At 48.0% G+C, this 14,449-nt stretch carries 14 protein-coding genes and 1 tRNA gene; 7 read left to right on the forward strand and 8 right to left on the reverse strand.

Going from position 1 to position 14,449, the window contains the following annotated elements:
* Positions 1-30: 30 nt before the first annotated feature.
* The 6 genes from AZH53_RS01720 to AZH53_RS01745 are packed head-to-tail and all read right to left on the reverse strand — an operon-like array spanning position 31 to position 4,186.
* Entirely contained in the window at positions 31-693 is a 663-nt protein-coding gene (locus AZH53_RS01720) for a roadblock/LC7 domain-containing protein (RefSeq protein WP_319641836.1), read from the reverse strand.
* The gene (locus AZH53_RS01725; RefSeq protein WP_319641837.1) at positions 690-1,037 is read right to left on the reverse strand and encodes a roadblock/LC7 domain-containing protein; all 348 of its coding nucleotides are present in this window, start codon (positions 1,035-1,037) and stop codon (positions 690-692) included. Before AZH53_RS01725 ends, AZH53_RS01720 begins: the two co-directional genes overlap by 4 nt.
* The gene (locus AZH53_RS01730; RefSeq protein WP_319641838.1) at positions 1,037-2,449 is read right to left on the reverse strand and encodes a Ni/Fe hydrogenase subunit alpha; all 1,413 of its coding nucleotides are present in this window, start codon (positions 2,447-2,449) and stop codon (positions 1,037-1,039) included. The genes AZH53_RS01725 and AZH53_RS01730 overlap by 1 nt, the downstream gene beginning before the upstream one ends.
* Positions 2,446-3,366, reverse strand: a complete 921-nt coding sequence (locus tag AZH53_RS01735) for an NADH-quinone oxidoreductase subunit B family protein (RefSeq protein ID WP_319641839.1) — start codon at positions 3,364-3,366, stop codon at positions 2,446-2,448. The genes AZH53_RS01730 and AZH53_RS01735 overlap by 4 nt, the downstream gene beginning before the upstream one ends.
* An 11-nt stretch (positions 3,367-3,377) precedes the next feature.
* The gene (locus AZH53_RS01740; protein ID WP_319641840.1) at positions 3,378-3,941 is read right to left on the reverse strand and encodes a hydrocarbon binding protein (contains V4R domain); all 564 of its coding nucleotides are present in this window, start codon (positions 3,939-3,941) and stop codon (positions 3,378-3,380) included.
* A complete protein-coding gene (locus AZH53_RS01745) occupies positions 3,941-4,186 on the reverse strand; it encodes a 4Fe-4S dicluster domain-containing protein (RefSeq protein WP_406600366.1) in 246 nt (81 codons plus the stop codon). The genes AZH53_RS01740 and AZH53_RS01745 overlap by 1 nt, the downstream gene beginning before the upstream one ends.
* 299 nt (positions 4,187-4,485) lie before the next feature.
* On the opposite strand from AZH53_RS01745, the gene AZH53_RS01750 reads away from it, so the two are divergent.
* From AZH53_RS01750 to leuS, 4 genes are all read left to right on the forward strand, one after another.
* On the forward strand, positions 4,486-5,280 hold the full coding sequence (locus AZH53_RS01750) for an A24 family peptidase C-terminal domain-containing protein (RefSeq protein WP_319641841.1): 795 nt from the start codon (positions 4,486-4,488) through the stop codon (positions 5,278-5,280).
* A 10-nt stretch (positions 5,281-5,290) separates the two neighbouring features.
* Positions 5,291-5,662 carry a phosphoribosyl-AMP cyclohydrolase gene (gene hisI / locus AZH53_RS01755; protein ID WP_319641842.1) on the forward strand — a complete coding sequence of 124 codons (372 nt, stop codon included), beginning with the start codon at positions 5,291-5,293 and terminating at the stop codon, positions 5,660-5,662.
* Positions 5,663-5,687: 25 nt separating this feature from the next.
* On the forward strand, positions 5,688-7,646 hold the full coding sequence (locus AZH53_RS01760) for a PINc/VapC family ATPase (protein WP_319641843.1): 1,959 nt from the start codon (positions 5,688-5,690) through the stop codon (positions 7,644-7,646).
* Between the two features lie 70 nt (positions 7,647-7,716).
* Positions 7,717-10,494, forward strand: a complete 2,778-nt coding sequence (gene leuS / locus AZH53_RS01765; protein ID WP_319641844.1) for a leucine--tRNA ligase — start codon at positions 7,717-7,719, stop codon at positions 10,492-10,494.
* A 28-nt stretch (positions 10,495-10,522) separates the two neighbouring features.
* Here the strand turns inward: leuS and AZH53_RS01770 are convergent, their stop codons facing one another.
* Entirely contained in the window at positions 10,523-10,864 is a 342-nt protein-coding gene (locus AZH53_RS01770; RefSeq protein ID WP_319641845.1) for a DUF5611 family protein, read from the reverse strand.
* Positions 10,865-10,994: 130 nt separating this feature from the next.
* On the opposite strand from AZH53_RS01770, the gene AZH53_RS01775 reads away from it, so the two are divergent.
* The 3 genes from AZH53_RS01775 (at position 10,995) to AZH53_RS01785 (ending at position 12,264) form a co-directional block, all read left to right on the forward strand.
* The gene (locus tag AZH53_RS01775; RefSeq protein ID WP_319641846.1) at positions 10,995-11,711 is read left to right on the forward strand and encodes a proteasome assembly chaperone family protein; all 717 of its coding nucleotides are present in this window, start codon (positions 10,995-10,997) and stop codon (positions 11,709-11,711) included.
* 5 nt (positions 11,712-11,716) lie between these two features.
* Positions 11,717-12,121 carry a DUF473 domain-containing protein gene (locus AZH53_RS01780; RefSeq protein ID WP_319641847.1) on the forward strand — a complete coding sequence of 135 codons (405 nt, stop codon included), beginning with the start codon at positions 11,717-11,719 and terminating at the stop codon, positions 12,119-12,121.
* Between the two features lie 68 nt (positions 12,122-12,189).
* A tRNA-Arg gene (locus tag AZH53_RS01785) sits at positions 12,190-12,264 on the forward strand.
* A 189-nt stretch (positions 12,265-12,453) separates the two neighbouring features.
* Here AZH53_RS01785 and metG read toward each other — a convergent pair.
* Positions 12,454-14,448 carry a methionine--tRNA ligase gene (metG, locus tag AZH53_RS01790; RefSeq protein WP_319641848.1) on the reverse strand — a complete coding sequence of 665 codons (1,995 nt, stop codon included), beginning with the start codon at positions 14,446-14,448 and terminating at the stop codon, positions 12,454-12,456.
* Position 14,449: the final 1 nt, after the last annotated feature.

The raw sequence follows: 14,449 nt of genomic DNA on the forward strand, positions 1-14,449 counted from the left end.
TCCTGTCATTCTCCATTGCCTATACATTTTTCATTGGACTCCCTGAATTGCAAGTCTGATAAGTCCCAGATTTGCATTGGTCGTTGTAAGGATGCAGATGAAAAGATCCCCGAATGGAGCAAGGATGAATTTGGCCTCTGAAGTTTCGAGGATGATCTGGTCCATCATTCCAATTCCCAGGTCTCCTGCAATTTTTACCCCTGCACGGTGAAAATCCTCAGCAATAGCGGCAACCTTCTCGAAATCCCCTTTCCCCTTTGAATGTACTGGAAATCCCTCAAAAAAGGCTGCCACTGCAAGCACGCCTGGCTGCTTCAAAATCTTTTCCAGTTTCTGTTCATCCGAGAGTTCGGCCTTTTCTTCAGGAGGAAGCGTCTGGTGATCAACCAGCCACTTATGGTTGATGGCGTATGTCACTGCATCGCGAAGTTCGGGTTCAGAATATGTCATAATCTCGAAAGTGAACTTTTGAGGCTCCCTGAAAATGAGTATCGCGTCGTTTCCCCGGTAATCTCCTTCATCGGAAGAGAAATATCCGATGGCCGGGATTCCATTTTCCATTATGAGATAACCGGTACCCCTCTCAGAGTATGCTTTCACGCCAACCAGGATTTGGCTGCTGTACTCGGACAACTCAGCGAACGGACACTCGAGTTTGGCTATCCGTTTTCCATCTGGAAGCATGGGAATCATAATGCGGCGATAATTCGTTCTCTGTTCTTCTTCAGTTCATAGCGGATACGGCCGATATTGACCTCCTTTTCCGCCACAATTGCAATCAGTTCATCCTCAGAGAGAGGTGAGAGAAGTATCGGGCCGTTTTCAAGTTCGACGAGCATCTGGATCATCTCACCCTGCCCGAGTTCTGCCCCCATTGCCTCTGAGGTGCCCATGCCGGTTGAAGCCATTGCACCGAGCGCTTCTGTATCAATTTCCCCTTTTTCCGCACTTTCAATTACAAATCCATCTCTGCCGACGACAACCGCGGCTTTTATGCCGTCAAGTCGGAGAAATTCCCCTAAAATTGATTTAAGCATCACAAACACCTCTTAATCTGAATTCTCTTTCCATCTCTATTATCGTTTTTCCCGTGGACCAGCTCAAATGTTACCGGCATTTGTTTGATTGCATGGGTTGCACAGGATATGCAGGGATCATATGCCCTGATTACCATCTCTATCTGATTTTTCGCGCTCTCTGAAATATCACCATTTCGCACAACCTTGCGGGCTACATCCTCCACCCCACGATCCATCGCCCAGTTGTTCTGGCATGTTGCAACGATGAGATTACATTTTTCGATAAACCCTTCATCGTTTACCGTATAGTCATGGATCAAAGTTCCCCGTGGAGCTTCGATGATGCCAACCCCCCGTTTGTTTACCACCTCATTAATCGGGGTTCTGATGAAATCACCGGTAATGGAGGGGTCCTTAAGAAGATCAACTGCCCGCTCCGTTGCAGCCAGAAACTCGATATACCTGGCTGGATTATAGGCAAGGGTTGTCTGGACCACCCTGCCGAATTTGTCCCGGTATTCATCCAGGGCTTCGTCAGCGCGGGGGGTACCCATCGAATTCACGATATTTAACCTCGCAAGAGGACCTACACGATAGTAGTTGCCACTTGCCAGTCTCGCAAATTTCAGATAGGACCAGCTCTCTGAGTACTCTTCAATGAAATCAAGGTATCCCGCGCCATCATATGTCCCGGCAAACGTTCCTTCGGGAGAAAGTATCTGTGGCGAACCTTCGCAGACTGAGAAGGTTCCATTATTGGAGAGGCCCATGAATGATGATTCTACAGCACCAAACGAGAGATCCGCCTTTTCGAGCAAATCCTTAGCCATTCCCCAGCAATCTATAGCAATGGCAAGGGATTTTTCAGCCATGGCCAGGAGCTCTGCACGGCTCTGTTCGGATAGGGTATGGGATATCCCGCCGGGGACTGCGGAAGAGGGATGAATTGGCTTTCCGCCAATCGCTTCTGTCAGTCTCTGACCGAATTTTCTGACCTCGATTGCCTTTTTGGCAATTTCAGGGGATTTTTTCACCAGGCCGAGTATGTTTCTCTCTTCCGGGTTCACTTCGTGACCAATGAGAAAGTCGGGAGCTGCCAGCATGAAAAAGTGAAGTGAGTGGGAATGGACGAACTGTCCAAGCATGAGAAGTTCCCTGAGTTTTTGTGCGGTCGGGGGGACTGTAGCCCCAAATATCTGATCGCATGCCTTGACGGATGCAATATGATGTGATGTTGGGCAGATTCCACATATTCTCGGGGTAATCCTGGGCGCTTCTTCTACTGCGGCTCCGATCATGAATTTTTCGAAACCCCTCAGCTCGACAACATTGAAATGTGCGCTCTCCACTTCTCCCGCATCGTCCAGTTGGATTCGCACCTGTGCATGACCCTCAATGCGGGTAACGGGATTGATACAGATATTTTTCATCGCTTACCTCCCTCGGAGATAAGTTCACGGATCTTGGAAATTTGCTTGTCCTCCATCACTTCACTCCCCATGGTAAAGGCGTACATGGTGTGGCTTACATCGTAGAACTGCTTTGCAATCTCTTTTTCCGGGATGTCGGTCAGGTCTGCAATACGCCGTACCATCAGATTGTAGATATCCCGGCATGGCTCGCGGAGAATATCGAGCGAAGGACCGTTGCACCCATGGCAGGGAACATTGTTTTTTGGACATGATGCTCCGCATCCGCAGAAGGTTACCGGTCCGAGGCAGAGATATCCCTGACCCAGAAGACATTTTCCTGGAAGAGGGACTCCTTCATGGCGTCTTCTCAGCGCCCACTCGGTAACCTCCCCCATCTTCCGGTCACATTCGGAGCAAACAGATTTTCTTGAGAGACTGATCGAATCCCCCGTTATCAAGGGCAGGATGATCTCTTTGAGCCTCGCCTCCTTTGGCGGGCAACCCGGTATATAATAATCGATTTTTACCATATCCCCGACGGCAAAGACACGATAAAGAAACTCAGGAACCTCCACAGGAATGGTATTTGATTCATTCGCAGTCTCTACTCCCTGATAAACCTCTCTGAATATTTCATCCCTGCTGTGAGTCATCGAGAGTCCGGAAACTCCTCCATAACATGCGCATGTGCCGAGTGCGACAAGGGTTTTTGCCTTCTTTCTTATGGTTCTGAGCCGTTCCTGATTCTCTTCATTCCGTACTGCGCCGGTAACAAAAGCGATGTCGATGTCATCAGGTGGTGTTTTAACATCCATGATGACGGGGGAATATACTATGTCCGCCTTTTCAATGATGTCGAGGATCGCTTCATGGAGATCGAGTACTGCGATTGTACACCCGGAACATCCTGCAAGCTCTTCAATGGCAATTTTCATGGATATCACCGCTATTTTAGGATCAGTTTTTTGAGACAGGCGTTTGGACCTGTATGGATGATTTCAAGTTTTCCGCGTTTGCCGGTGATCTCTTCCACCGCACCGACGACATAGCCGCAGAGCGTCTGGCAGAACGGCCCTCCCTGTTCCTGCCCGATTCGTCTGAGGGTCTGTCTGACGATGCAGTCGTGGAAAACAAGGTAGATGAACGTGCTTCCGTCTTCTTCGACGATATAATCCTCCTTGTCTCCCGGTTTCCATGGTTCGAAAGAATATTGTCCGTGGAGGATATACGAAAGTTCCCTTAGCGCTTCTTCAACATCCTCTTTCTTTTCGAAGTATTTTGCGACCTCGTGTCCGAATTTTTTCCCGGCACGGTAAGTGACAGCATTTGCACCCCGTCCGGCAATCTCTTCGAGCGACTTAATTATATATCCATTCATCTGCATGAGCCCGTGCAGGGTTACCTCAAGTTCTGCGGCGGGAGGATCACACCTGAGCGGGACATCTTCGGACTTAAAGACAAGGTCAGTCCGGAACTGTTCCTTCGCTTCATCTATATAGCTGGCTGTCATCAGATCACTTTCCTGAGCATTGTGCACACTTTCATGCTGATATACATCCTGCGAGAAGGCACTGCCCCTTTGTGCTCAAGAGCCTGGGCAGGACATATTTCATGGCATGAGAGGCATCCCATGCAGTTTTCAGGTCTGATAGGTGTGCAGGTATCATTCTGGAGCTCCAAAACATCCATTGGGCAATCCTTAACGCATAAACCGCATCCCACGCATGCATTTTTGTCAACGCTGATTTCAATCATTCTGGTAACCTTCTTGCCACGGGAAGGTGAGAGGGCCCTCGCCAGTGATGTATGGTAATAATTAAATGGTGATTGTAATATGGTATAGACTTTCCTATCATATTTGATGGAAATCTATTTATTGTGTCTTCATTTGATTTTTTTAATAAATGAGTATATTTGTCTAATATTCTGGATTAATGACAAAATGAGAGGTTTTTATTACATATCATTTTTGATATTCAATACAAACGTTCATTAGTGCATTGTGGTGCAGTACCGCCACACATAAATGATCCGATGACTTACTATTTTCATTCATGATAATTCCAACCCTTGCTCTCTCATCTGTAGCCATCGGCCTTACACTGGGTTATGCGTCAATTCTGGACATTCGTGAGCGCAGAGTTCCCTTTAAAACGTGGTATCCAATGCTTGGAATCGCGATTCCAATGGCAATTGTCACATACATAATTCTTTTTTTCGAAGGAATAAATCCCGTATTTTTAGCCGGAATTTTCATAATTTCTGCGTTGTTATGCGGATTTTTCTACTTTGCTTCAGCATATCTCCATCTCTTCGGGGGAGCCGATGCATGGGCGTTGATTTTTATTACTGCATGTATGCCACTGTATCCGGTGGAACCTGTGGTTGGCTATCCACTGCTTGCCTATTTCCCCTTGAGCGTTCTCATCAATGCGGTAATCCTGAATATGTTGGCACCTGCTGCCATTCTCGGAATGAATCTGAAGAGAGGAAATCGTGCCCCTCTACGATATATGCTGGTTGGATATCCAGTTGACGGGGAAACTATTGAAAATGAATTTGGATTTATTATGGAAGATTTTACCGAAAACGAAGATGGGAGTATATCCCGTCGTTACCTTTCATTCGGTGAGGCAATTACAAGAATGCTCAAAGGCGAGAGAAGGCTATATACAAGGGATTTCAAACGTCATCCTGAGGAATATCGAAAAGAACTGGAAATATACCGAAAGGCGGGAAGGGTATGGATATCATATGGGGTGCCTTTTATTGTTCCCATCTGTGGAGGATTCATATCAGCGGTGATATTTGGTGATTTCCTCTTTATCGTGATGACAGCTCTGATATAGGTGGGGTGAAATGAAACTTAATTTTGATGATGGCGGGCTTATTCCCGTCATTGCGCAGGAAATTGGAACCGGATCTGTTTTGATGCTTGCATATGCAAATAAGGAGGCAGTGGACAAAACCCGCGCAACCGGGTATGCTCACTATTACTCCAGAAGTCGCAGAAAAATTTGGAAGAAAGGGGAAGAGTCAGGCAACGTTCAGAAGGTGATATCAATTCTCGTTGATTGTGATGAGGATACGCTTATCTATCAGGTAGAGCAGGCAGGTGGGGCCGCGTGTCATACCGGACATGCAACGTGTTTTTATCGTACGATTGAGGGAAAAATTGTAGCGCCCCGCATCTTTGATCCCGATGAGGTATATGCTAATAAGGATGAATGACATCTATTAATGTGGTGATATTTTTATGAAACTCGTACCCGATACGAGCGTCGTCATAGACGGACGCATCACCTCCATGCTCAGGGAGGGAGAATATAAGGGTTCCACAATAATAATACCCGAAGCCGTTATCGCAGAACTTGAATCACAGGCTAACCAGGGAAGGGAAATTGGTTTTAGCGGCCTTATCGAGCTTCAGGAACTCTCCAAAATCGCAGAAGCAGGGGAGATAGAACTCTTTTATGTTGGGGACCGGCCAAGTCTGGAACAGGTAAAACTCGCCAGTGGCGGGGAGATAGACGCAATTATTAGAAATGTGGCTCTTGAATACGAGGATGCACGGTTTATTACCAGCGATATTGTACAGGCTGAAGTTGCCCGCGCAAAGGGAATTGATGTCCTCTATCTCAAACCGCAGATCGGAGATTTTTCGCCTCTGTCAATTGAACGTTTCTTTGATGATACAACGGTTTCCGTTACCCTCAAAGAGCGTGTGAAACCCATCGCAAAGAAAGGTGAACCGGGGAACATGAAACTTGTCCCGGTGCATGATGTTGCCCTGAGTGAATATGACCTCAGGCAGACCGCACAGGAGATTCTCGAACGGGCTAAGCGTGACCCGGAAGGGTATATCGAGATAGAACGCCGTGGGGTCACCGTTGTTCAGATTGGTGCCATGCGTATATCCATCGCACGCCGACCGTTCACTGATGGGATGGAAATTACTGCTGTGCGTCCGGTAAGGAAATGTGTTCTTGATGATTATGCCCGGGCAGATCTTGTAAAAAAATCCCTTGGCACCGGAAAACAGGGGGTAATCATTGCAGGCACCCCCGGGAGCGGTAAAACGACCCTCGTGCGCAGCATTGCCCTCTCTCTTGTACAGGCTGGATATCAGGTATCTTCCATGGAGTCTCCGCGAGATCTCCAGACTCCAGAGGGAATTACCCAGTTTACCGCTCTTGACGGCAGTATGGCCCAGACCGCGGCAGTCCTCCTGATGTCCCGTCCGGATTTTGTCATATTTGATGAAATCAGGAAGGATGACGATTTCAGGGTATTTGCAGATATGCGCCTTTCGGGCGTTGGAATGATTGGTGTTCTTGATGCAGCAGATGTTCTGGAAGCTCTTCAGAGGATTCTCCTCAGGATTGAGTTGGGTGTTGCGGCAATGTCCGTCAGTACCATTGTCCTGATAAAGGATGGGAACATTCTGGGAGTATACAGCATGAACTATGCGATTCGGCAGCCGTCGGATATGCCGGACTCCTCTGCACCCCGTCCTGTGATTACCGTGACGGACATGCAGAGCGGTTCACCAGTTGGTGAGGCGTTCAGGTATGAGGGGGAAACAGTCATTCTCCCCCTCCGCAAAGGAGAAGCTCCACGTCCCGAACCGTCCCCGGCTGTGCCTTCGAAGGTTGCAAAGGAAGAAACCGCTCCCCCTGCTCCTGTTGAAGAACCGGCGCATGAACCTGAAATCCCCGGTGAAAATCTCGCATGGAAGGTGGCCGAACGTGAAATACAGCATGAAATCGGACGTTTCACTGATGGCCCGGTGAAAGTCAGAATGCTGACGGACAATAAGGCTGTTGTGTATATAGATGACCGGGATGTACCTGCTGCCATTGGAAAAGGAGGGAAAAATGTGGCGGGGATTGTTAATAAACTGTCCATCGGAATCGACATCCGTCCACTCTCGGAGTATGCCGAAAAAGAGGAACGTTCAGGGGCTCCAAAGGCTGAAGGTATTACCACAAGTGAGGGAATTGAGCTAAGGACCGACAAGAAGAATCTCTCAATTATCAGTCTGGAAAATGCAGGGAAGATCGTCGACGTATTTGGTGGGAAAGAGTATCTCTTCACCGCGACGGTAAACGATGCAGGTGAGATCACCGTTGCGAAGAGCAGCACCATAGCCCAGGACATGATTCGCCGGTATGAAGACGGGGAGGTCATCCGCCTCAAACCGGTAGGAAACTAACTTTATTTTTGAATGTCAATTATTCTGGAGATTATTGAAACAATTGCTGTAGAATGAGGGGAGTTTAGAAGTGACGAAGTTTGATATTAAAGAATTGGAATCGGAATATGCGGATGCATGGAAGGAGCAGTTCCGTTCAGACCCCGGAGAAAAAGAGAAATTCTACCTGAACGTTGCCTATCCTTATCCCAGCGGAGCGATGCATGTCGGTCATGGTCGAACGTATATTGTTCCCGATGTCATTGCCCGGTTTTGGAGAATGCAGGGCAAACAAGTTCTCTATCCGATGGCATTTCATGTAACGGGGACGCCTGTGATTGGCATATCGAAAAGAATTGCCGGCAGGGATGAGAAGACCATCCGCCTGTATCGCGATCTCTACCGTGTTCCTGGGGATATCCTGGAGCAGTTTGTCGAACCGATGGAGATTGTCAAGTATTTCAGCCAGGAATATGAACGGGTGATGAGCAGGTGTGGCCTCTCTATTGACTGGCGGCGCAGGTTTACCACTGTCGACCCAACCTACAGCAGATTTATTGAATGGCAGTATCTTCATCTACATGAACAGAACAGGGTCGTTCGTGGCGCCCACCCGGTAAAATACTGCATGCAATGCGACAATCCGGTTGGTGATCATGACCTGATGGAAGGGGAGCATGCGGAGATCATCAAATTTGTTCTGGTTATGTTTGCCTGGGACGATTATCTCATCCCATGTGCAACATTGAGGCCTGAAACGACGTATGGTGTCACCAATCTGTGGGTCAACCCTGAAGTTGTCTATCGGAAGGTGAAAGTCGATGGGCAGAAATGGATTCTCTCCCCCGAAGCCACTGAAAAAATCACTCTCCAGGATCATGACGTCGTCATTGAAGGAGAGATCCCGGGCACAGATCTTATTGATGAAACGGTCTCCAATCCACTGAGCGGTGAAGTAAAGATTCTTCCGGCCGACTTTGTCGACCCGGATATGGCCACGGGCATCGTAATGAGTGTCCCGGCGCATGCACCATTCGATTATATCGCCCTCAGGGATCTCCAGCAGGCAGGAAAATATACTGATATCCGTCCTGTAGCCCTGATTACGGTTGAGGGATATGGCGAGTTTCCGGCGCAGGATGCCGTTGAGAAGGCTGGCATCATCGATCAAAATGATCCTGCCATGGAAGTCCTGACCCAGGAAGTCTACAATGCCGAACATTCGAAGGGTCGCATGCTTCCGGAATATGGCGGGAAACCGGTCAAGGAAGCACGAGAGGATATCGCAGATCTGATGCTTGAGCGGTATGGTTCGGCGGTGATGTTCGAATTCGACACAAGAAATGTCGTCTGTCGCTGCGGCTCACGAGTATATGTCCGGATACTTCACGACCAATGGTTCCTGAAATATAGTGACCCCGAGTGGAAAGAAGAGGTGCACACTGACCTTGATCGTATCTCTCTTGTACCGCCCGAGGTTCGCGCCGAATTCAACCGTACCATAGACTGGTTGAATGACTGGGCATGCACCCGGCGCATAGGGCTTGGAACACATCTCCCCTGGGATAAGGACTGGCTGGTCGAACCTCTCTCTGATTCGACAATCTATATGTCTTATTATACCATTGCCCATAAGATCCGGTCGATTGATCCCGCACTTCTCACTCCCGACGTCTTCGATTATATATTCTATGGGCAGGGCTCCCCGACAACTGTCGAGAGGGAGATTCTCGATGATCTGCGCAGCGAATTCTTATACTGGTACCCATATGATTTCAGATTTTCTGCTAAGGATCTCATATCCAATCACCTGACCTTCCAGCTCTTCCATCATGACGCCATATTCCCCGAATCACTACGTCCGAAGGGAATGGTCATTTTCGGGATGGGCCTTCTCGAAGGGGCGAAGATGTCATCCTCAAAAGGGAATGTCATTCTTCTCGAGGATGCGATCGATGAATTTGGGGCCGATACCGTCAGAATGTTTCTCGTCGGCAGCGCGGAACCCTGGCAGGATTTTGACTGGAGAAATGAACTGGTATCTTCCACCAGAAAACAAATTGAACGGTTCTGGAATACCATCACGGATGGTGTTTCAGCCACTGATTCCTTTGATATTGATCGCTGGGTACTCTCCCGGATGCAAGAACATATTCAGCGGACGACAGATGCCCTGAAGTCATTCCAGACCCGGCAGGCTCTCCAGGAGGCATATTTCAATGTCGAGTCCGATCTTAAATGGTATCGCCGGCGTCTTCCTGAGGATGTGAGGACCTCTGTGGTAATCAATGATATTGCACAGGCCTGGGTGCGGCTACTTGCACCGTTCATACCCTATACCACAGAAAAACTATGGGAAATGATTGGTGACGGAGAGCCTATTGCGTTTTCAGAATGGCCCGTTCCGGATGAAACAAAGATTGACCTGAATCTAGAACTCTCGGAAGAACTACTTGCAAGGACCGTTGAGGATATCGAGTCGATCATCAAGCTGATCCAGATTGAACCGGAGCACCTGATCCTTTTCGTCGCACCTGGATGGAAGTATGATGTATTCAGAACGGTGGCCTGTGCTGCCGACCGTAAGAAGATTATCGGGGAGATCATGAAGGATGAAACCATGCGTGCCCGTGGGAAAGAGGCAACCGATGCAGCAAAACAGGTAACGAATCTGATTCATCGGCTCCCCCCTGAACTTGTCCGGATCATTGCATCGTCGGGGATTGATGAAGTGGACGTCTTTGAAAATGTGAAGGATTTCCTGGAACGTGAATTCAGGGTGAAGGTCTCCATTGTGGACGCCGGCGAAAGCACTCATCCAAAGGCTCGCGCCGCACTTCCGTTCAAGCCGGCGATCGTCATTGAATAATAAAAAAAAAGAAAATCAGATTAAATACCTATTTTTTTGCAGCTTTTTCGGCATTCTTCTTGCGCTCTTTTGTATTGAACCCGGTGACATATTCCAGGTATTGGCGGAACCTTTTATTTGTGTCGAGAACGACGGCGTTTGCCTCATCCTCCGGCATCCTGTCAAAAATTCCCATGTCGGATTCGGATTCGCAGATCAGTGTCTTCTCCTTTTCTCCGGTATATACCTCAAGCCGTAAAAATGATCCATACGATATCGAATAGCGGCCATCTGTCTCATCCGCAGTCACTCCGAAGTACTTCTCCAGACCATCTGTCATCCGTTCACTCAGGCCGGTTTTAAATCCGCGCTTGATCTGGTATTCAGTCATACCCACATATTGTCCCTTCAATATTATCTTTCTTCGTCTGCTGCATGTGGAGTGCGTTATTATCCTGAAGAAAACCTTATTAGTTGTTATGCAAGAGTCAGGATATCGAAATTGAGAGGATTGTGATAATGTGGAGGATATAAAGATTCATTCACTTGATCTTGATGGGGAAGACCTTACCGTGTTCATGGGATTTCCCGGCAGTGGCCTCGTGGGCAGCATAGCACTGGCCCATATGGTTGATGTACTGGAATTTACCCATATTGGCAACATTACGAGCAAATACTTCCCTGCCATGGCGATGATGGTCAATGGAGTAATCAATGCTCCCGTCAGAATTTATCGGAAGGATTCCTATGTCATACTCATCTCTGATGTTCCTGTTCATCCTATGATCTGTTATGAAATATCAAATGGGATCCTTGATTGGCTGGAACCGTTTTCGATAAAGGAAGTGGTGGTCATCGCAGGAATTGTCACCAACGAGCCGGAAAAACGGGTTTTTGGCGTTGCCACGGACAACAACTCTCTTGAACGAATTCAAGGCCATGCTGAAATCCTCCCAATGGGAAGCATTACTGGTATTGCCGGTAGCATGCTTGTTGAATGCAAAGTCAACGGAACTCCTTCATTTGGCCTCCTGGGTGAAACGATAAACAACCCTGATCCCAGAGCGGCCGCATCGGTGATCAAGATACTTAACCAGATTTATGGATTTAATCTCGATGTCGAACCCCTCATCGAACAGGCGACGGAAATCGAAGCAGCGCTTCAGCAGATGGCAGAACAGGTTGAACAGGCTGAACAGGCGCCCTTGAAAAAAGAACAGCTTCCAATGTACGGGTGAGTGAGATGAATTGCGTTATCAAGTGCATAGCATTAACAGGCATCACCGAACCGGTCCTTGACGAATTAAAGAAAGGAAAGCCACGGACTCTTGAACTTCAGAGTGCCCACAATCTGATCTCGCTTACTGGTGTCTCTCCGGGAGATGTTATCTTTCTGACATCCGTTGATCTTGATGATTTCACACGTGGTGACCGCGGGATCATAGTGAAAGTGATCTCACTGACCATTCAGATGAAGAGGATGGTCGAATATGTTTCACCTGTCTATTACGAGGAGCGCGAGCGTATGTCTGCGAGGATTCAGGTGCAGCATGTTGATGTAGCGGTATCCAAATCCGTAGAAGGCACAAAATGGGGTGAACCGACCTTTGTGGAGATAATTCGCCCTTCCTGTTACCGTGCCGGGTGACGAACCGGCATAACCATTTTTACAAGAATTTAAGGCCCAATAATACAATTACTATTGGGAAATTCTGTGGACCTGTGGCTTAGCCAGGATATAGCGCCGGGCTTCTAACCCGGACGTCGGGGGTTCGAATCCCTCCAGGTCCGTATTAATCCGAATATTTTTTGATTTTTTTGAAGTCTCCGGCAATTTCTCCGGTCGTTTAAGATTACTCTCAGGCGATAAATTAGGAATTAAAGCCTTTAAAAATCGTTGGAGTTTGGCCAATGAGCGCATAAAATATCTGTTCTTCCCTCTACGGAGAGGGATAAAAAAATAAAAATCCTTGTGGGGGATCAGCAGACTCGGGAACCTGGTTCCACGTCCCTCTTCGGGACCAGCAGAGACGCCTCCTCGCCGGCCGCAAGGAGCATGCCCCTGCTTTCAATTCCGAAGATCTTTGCCGGTTTGAGGTTTACGCAAACGATGATATTGGTTCCAATGAGCTCTTCCGGTTCGTATCTGTCCGAAATGCCACTGACAATCTGCCGTTCTTCATCACCAATGGTAACCTGTAATTTTAAAAGATTGCGTGATCCCTCAACCTTTTCCGCAGAAAGGATTTTTCCGACCCGAAGATCAACACGGGCAAATTCATCAATCGTAATTTGTTCGCTCTTTGGTGTTTCTTCTTTCATTTTTGCAGCTCCTATTCTTTTATTCATAATTATTTCAAGCTGTTCTCTTGTTTCATTTTCGATTTTTGCAAAAATTATTGAAGGTTTTGGAAGGTCGCTGTGTTCAAATCCAACGAGCGCGTCGTCGATTGCATGTTCCTTGACATGGTCTGTATATCCGAGCATCTCCCAGGATTTTTGCGCCTCTTCGGGCAGAAGGGCATCAAAGAGGAGGGTGGCCGCCTTTGCAATCTGGAGGCAGTTGCGGATAACCTGCTCAGCTGCGATACGGTCTTCCTTGATCAGTTTCCATGGGGCATTGTTCTGGATATAGGAATTTCCGAATCCCGCGAGCCCCATCATCGCATCGATAGCATTCTTAAATTCATAGCGGTTCATCTCGTAATCAACTGATTCAAGAACCCGGGAAATCTCGGACAATATCTCCGTTTCCGGTTCCATTGCCGGAATGCCTCCAAGTTTATTCGCAGCAAAATGCAGAGTCCTGTACAGGAAATTTCCGAGTGTATCTACCAGTTCATTGTTTATACGATCCTGGAATATCTGCCATGAAAAGTTCAGCTCTTTGGTATGGGAGGTATAGGAGAGCAGGTAATATCTCAGATAATCCGCAGGAAGACCCTGATCGAGATAATCATCGTTCGTCCAGATGACGTACCCTCTGGTCTTCGAAAATGTCTTGTCATCGATCTTGACCATGCCGCTTGCGACGACAGCATCCGGAGTCTTGTATCCTGCTCCTTTCAGGATTGCAGGCCAGAAAACACAGTGATGGTAAATTATGTCCTGGCCTATGAAATGGATAATCGGCTGGTCTCCCTTCCAGAATTGTTCCCAGTCCCCTCCGGTCATCCGTGCCCATTCTTCGGTAAAGGACATGTAGCCTATCGGGGCGTCCACCCAGACATAAACCACTAGGTCATCGTGGCCGGGAAATTTCACGCCCCAGTCCAGAGTCCGGGTGATACACCAGTCATGCAGTCCCTCTTTAACCCATCCCAGCGCATAATTTCTGGCATTTGTTGTTCCGCCAAGATTGGGGAGGAATGATTCCAGGAAATCGCTGAATTCACCTAGTTTGAAGAAAAAATGCTCCTGTTCCCTGAGTTCCGCCTTCCCCCCACATACCTTGCAGACGGGATTTTTTATTTCCCCGGGTTCGAGATGTTTGCCACATCCCTGGTCGCATTCGTCACCCCGTGCCTGTTCCCCACAATAGGGGCAGACGCCCTCCACGTATCGGTCGGGAAGGAACATTTCACAGTTCGGACAGTAGCTCTGACTGATTGTCTTTTCATAGACATACCCGTTATCAATCAACGACTGTACGATCTCTTTTGTCCTGTTGTGATTAGTAGGGTCATCTGTCATTCCAAACCTGTCAAACAGAACGTTCATGCGTCGGAAGGTGCTGTCAAAGTGTTCGCTGAATTTTTCCGACAGCTCCCTGGGGGTCGTACCATTTTGTTCGGCACTGATAACGATAGGGGTGCCGTGATTATCTGAGCCACAAATGAATACAACCTCGTTTCCGGTATGGCGCAGATACCGAACATAAAAATCTGCGGGAACGTAGGTGCGAAGATGGCCTATATGGCACGGCCCATTGGTATATGGCAGCCCGCAGGTGACCAGCAGGGGTGAATTGCTCATG

Origin of the sequence: Methanovulcanius yangii (assembly GCF_018687785.1) — an archaeon.
In the GTDB taxonomy this organism is placed as follows: domain Archaea; phylum Halobacteriota; class Methanomicrobia; order Methanomicrobiales; family Methanomicrobiaceae; genus Methanovulcanius; species Methanovulcanius yangii.

Coding starts and splice junctions, on each gene's coding strand:
- AZH53_RS01750 (WP_319641841.1), top strand. CDS start 4,486: ATGATAATTCCAACCCTTGCTCTCTCATCTGTAGCCATCGGCCTTACA.
- AZH53_RS01740 (WP_319641840.1), bottom strand. CDS start 3,941: ATGACAGCCAGCTATATAGATGAAGCGAAGGAACAGTTCCGGACTGAC.
- AZH53_RS01720 (WP_319641836.1), bottom strand. CDS start 693: ATGATTCCCATGCTTCCAGATGGAAAACGGATAGCCAAACTCGAGTGT.
- AZH53_RS01745 (WP_406600366.1), bottom strand. CDS start 4,186: ATGATTGAAATCAGCGTTGACAAAAATGCATGCGTGGGATGCGGTTTA.
- AZH53_RS01780 (WP_319641847.1), top strand. CDS start 11,717: ATGAATTGCGTTATCAAGTGCATAGCATTAACAGGCATCACCGAACCG.
- AZH53_RS01725 (WP_319641837.1), bottom strand. CDS start 1,037: ATGCTTAAATCAATTTTAGGGGAATTTCTCCGACTTGACGGCATAAAA.
- AZH53_RS01770 (WP_319641845.1), bottom strand. CDS start 10,864: ATGACTGAATACCAGATCAAGCGCGGATTTAAAACCGGCCTGAGTGAA.
- AZH53_RS01730 (WP_319641838.1), bottom strand. CDS start 2,449: ATGAAAAATATCTGTATCAATCCCGTTACCCGCATTGAGGGTCATGCA.
- hisI (WP_319641842.1), top strand. CDS start 5,291: ATGAAACTTAATTTTGATGATGGCGGGCTTATTCCCGTCATTGCGCAG.
- AZH53_RS01735 (WP_319641839.1), bottom strand. CDS start 3,366: ATGAAAATTGCCATTGAAGAGCTTGCAGGATGTTCCGGGTGTACAATC.
- metG (WP_319641848.1), bottom strand. CDS start 14,448: ATGAGCAATTCACCCCTGCTGGTCACCTGCGGGCTGCCATATACCAAT.
- AZH53_RS01760 (WP_319641843.1), top strand. CDS start 5,688: ATGAAACTCGTACCCGATACGAGCGTCGTCATAGACGGACGCATCACC.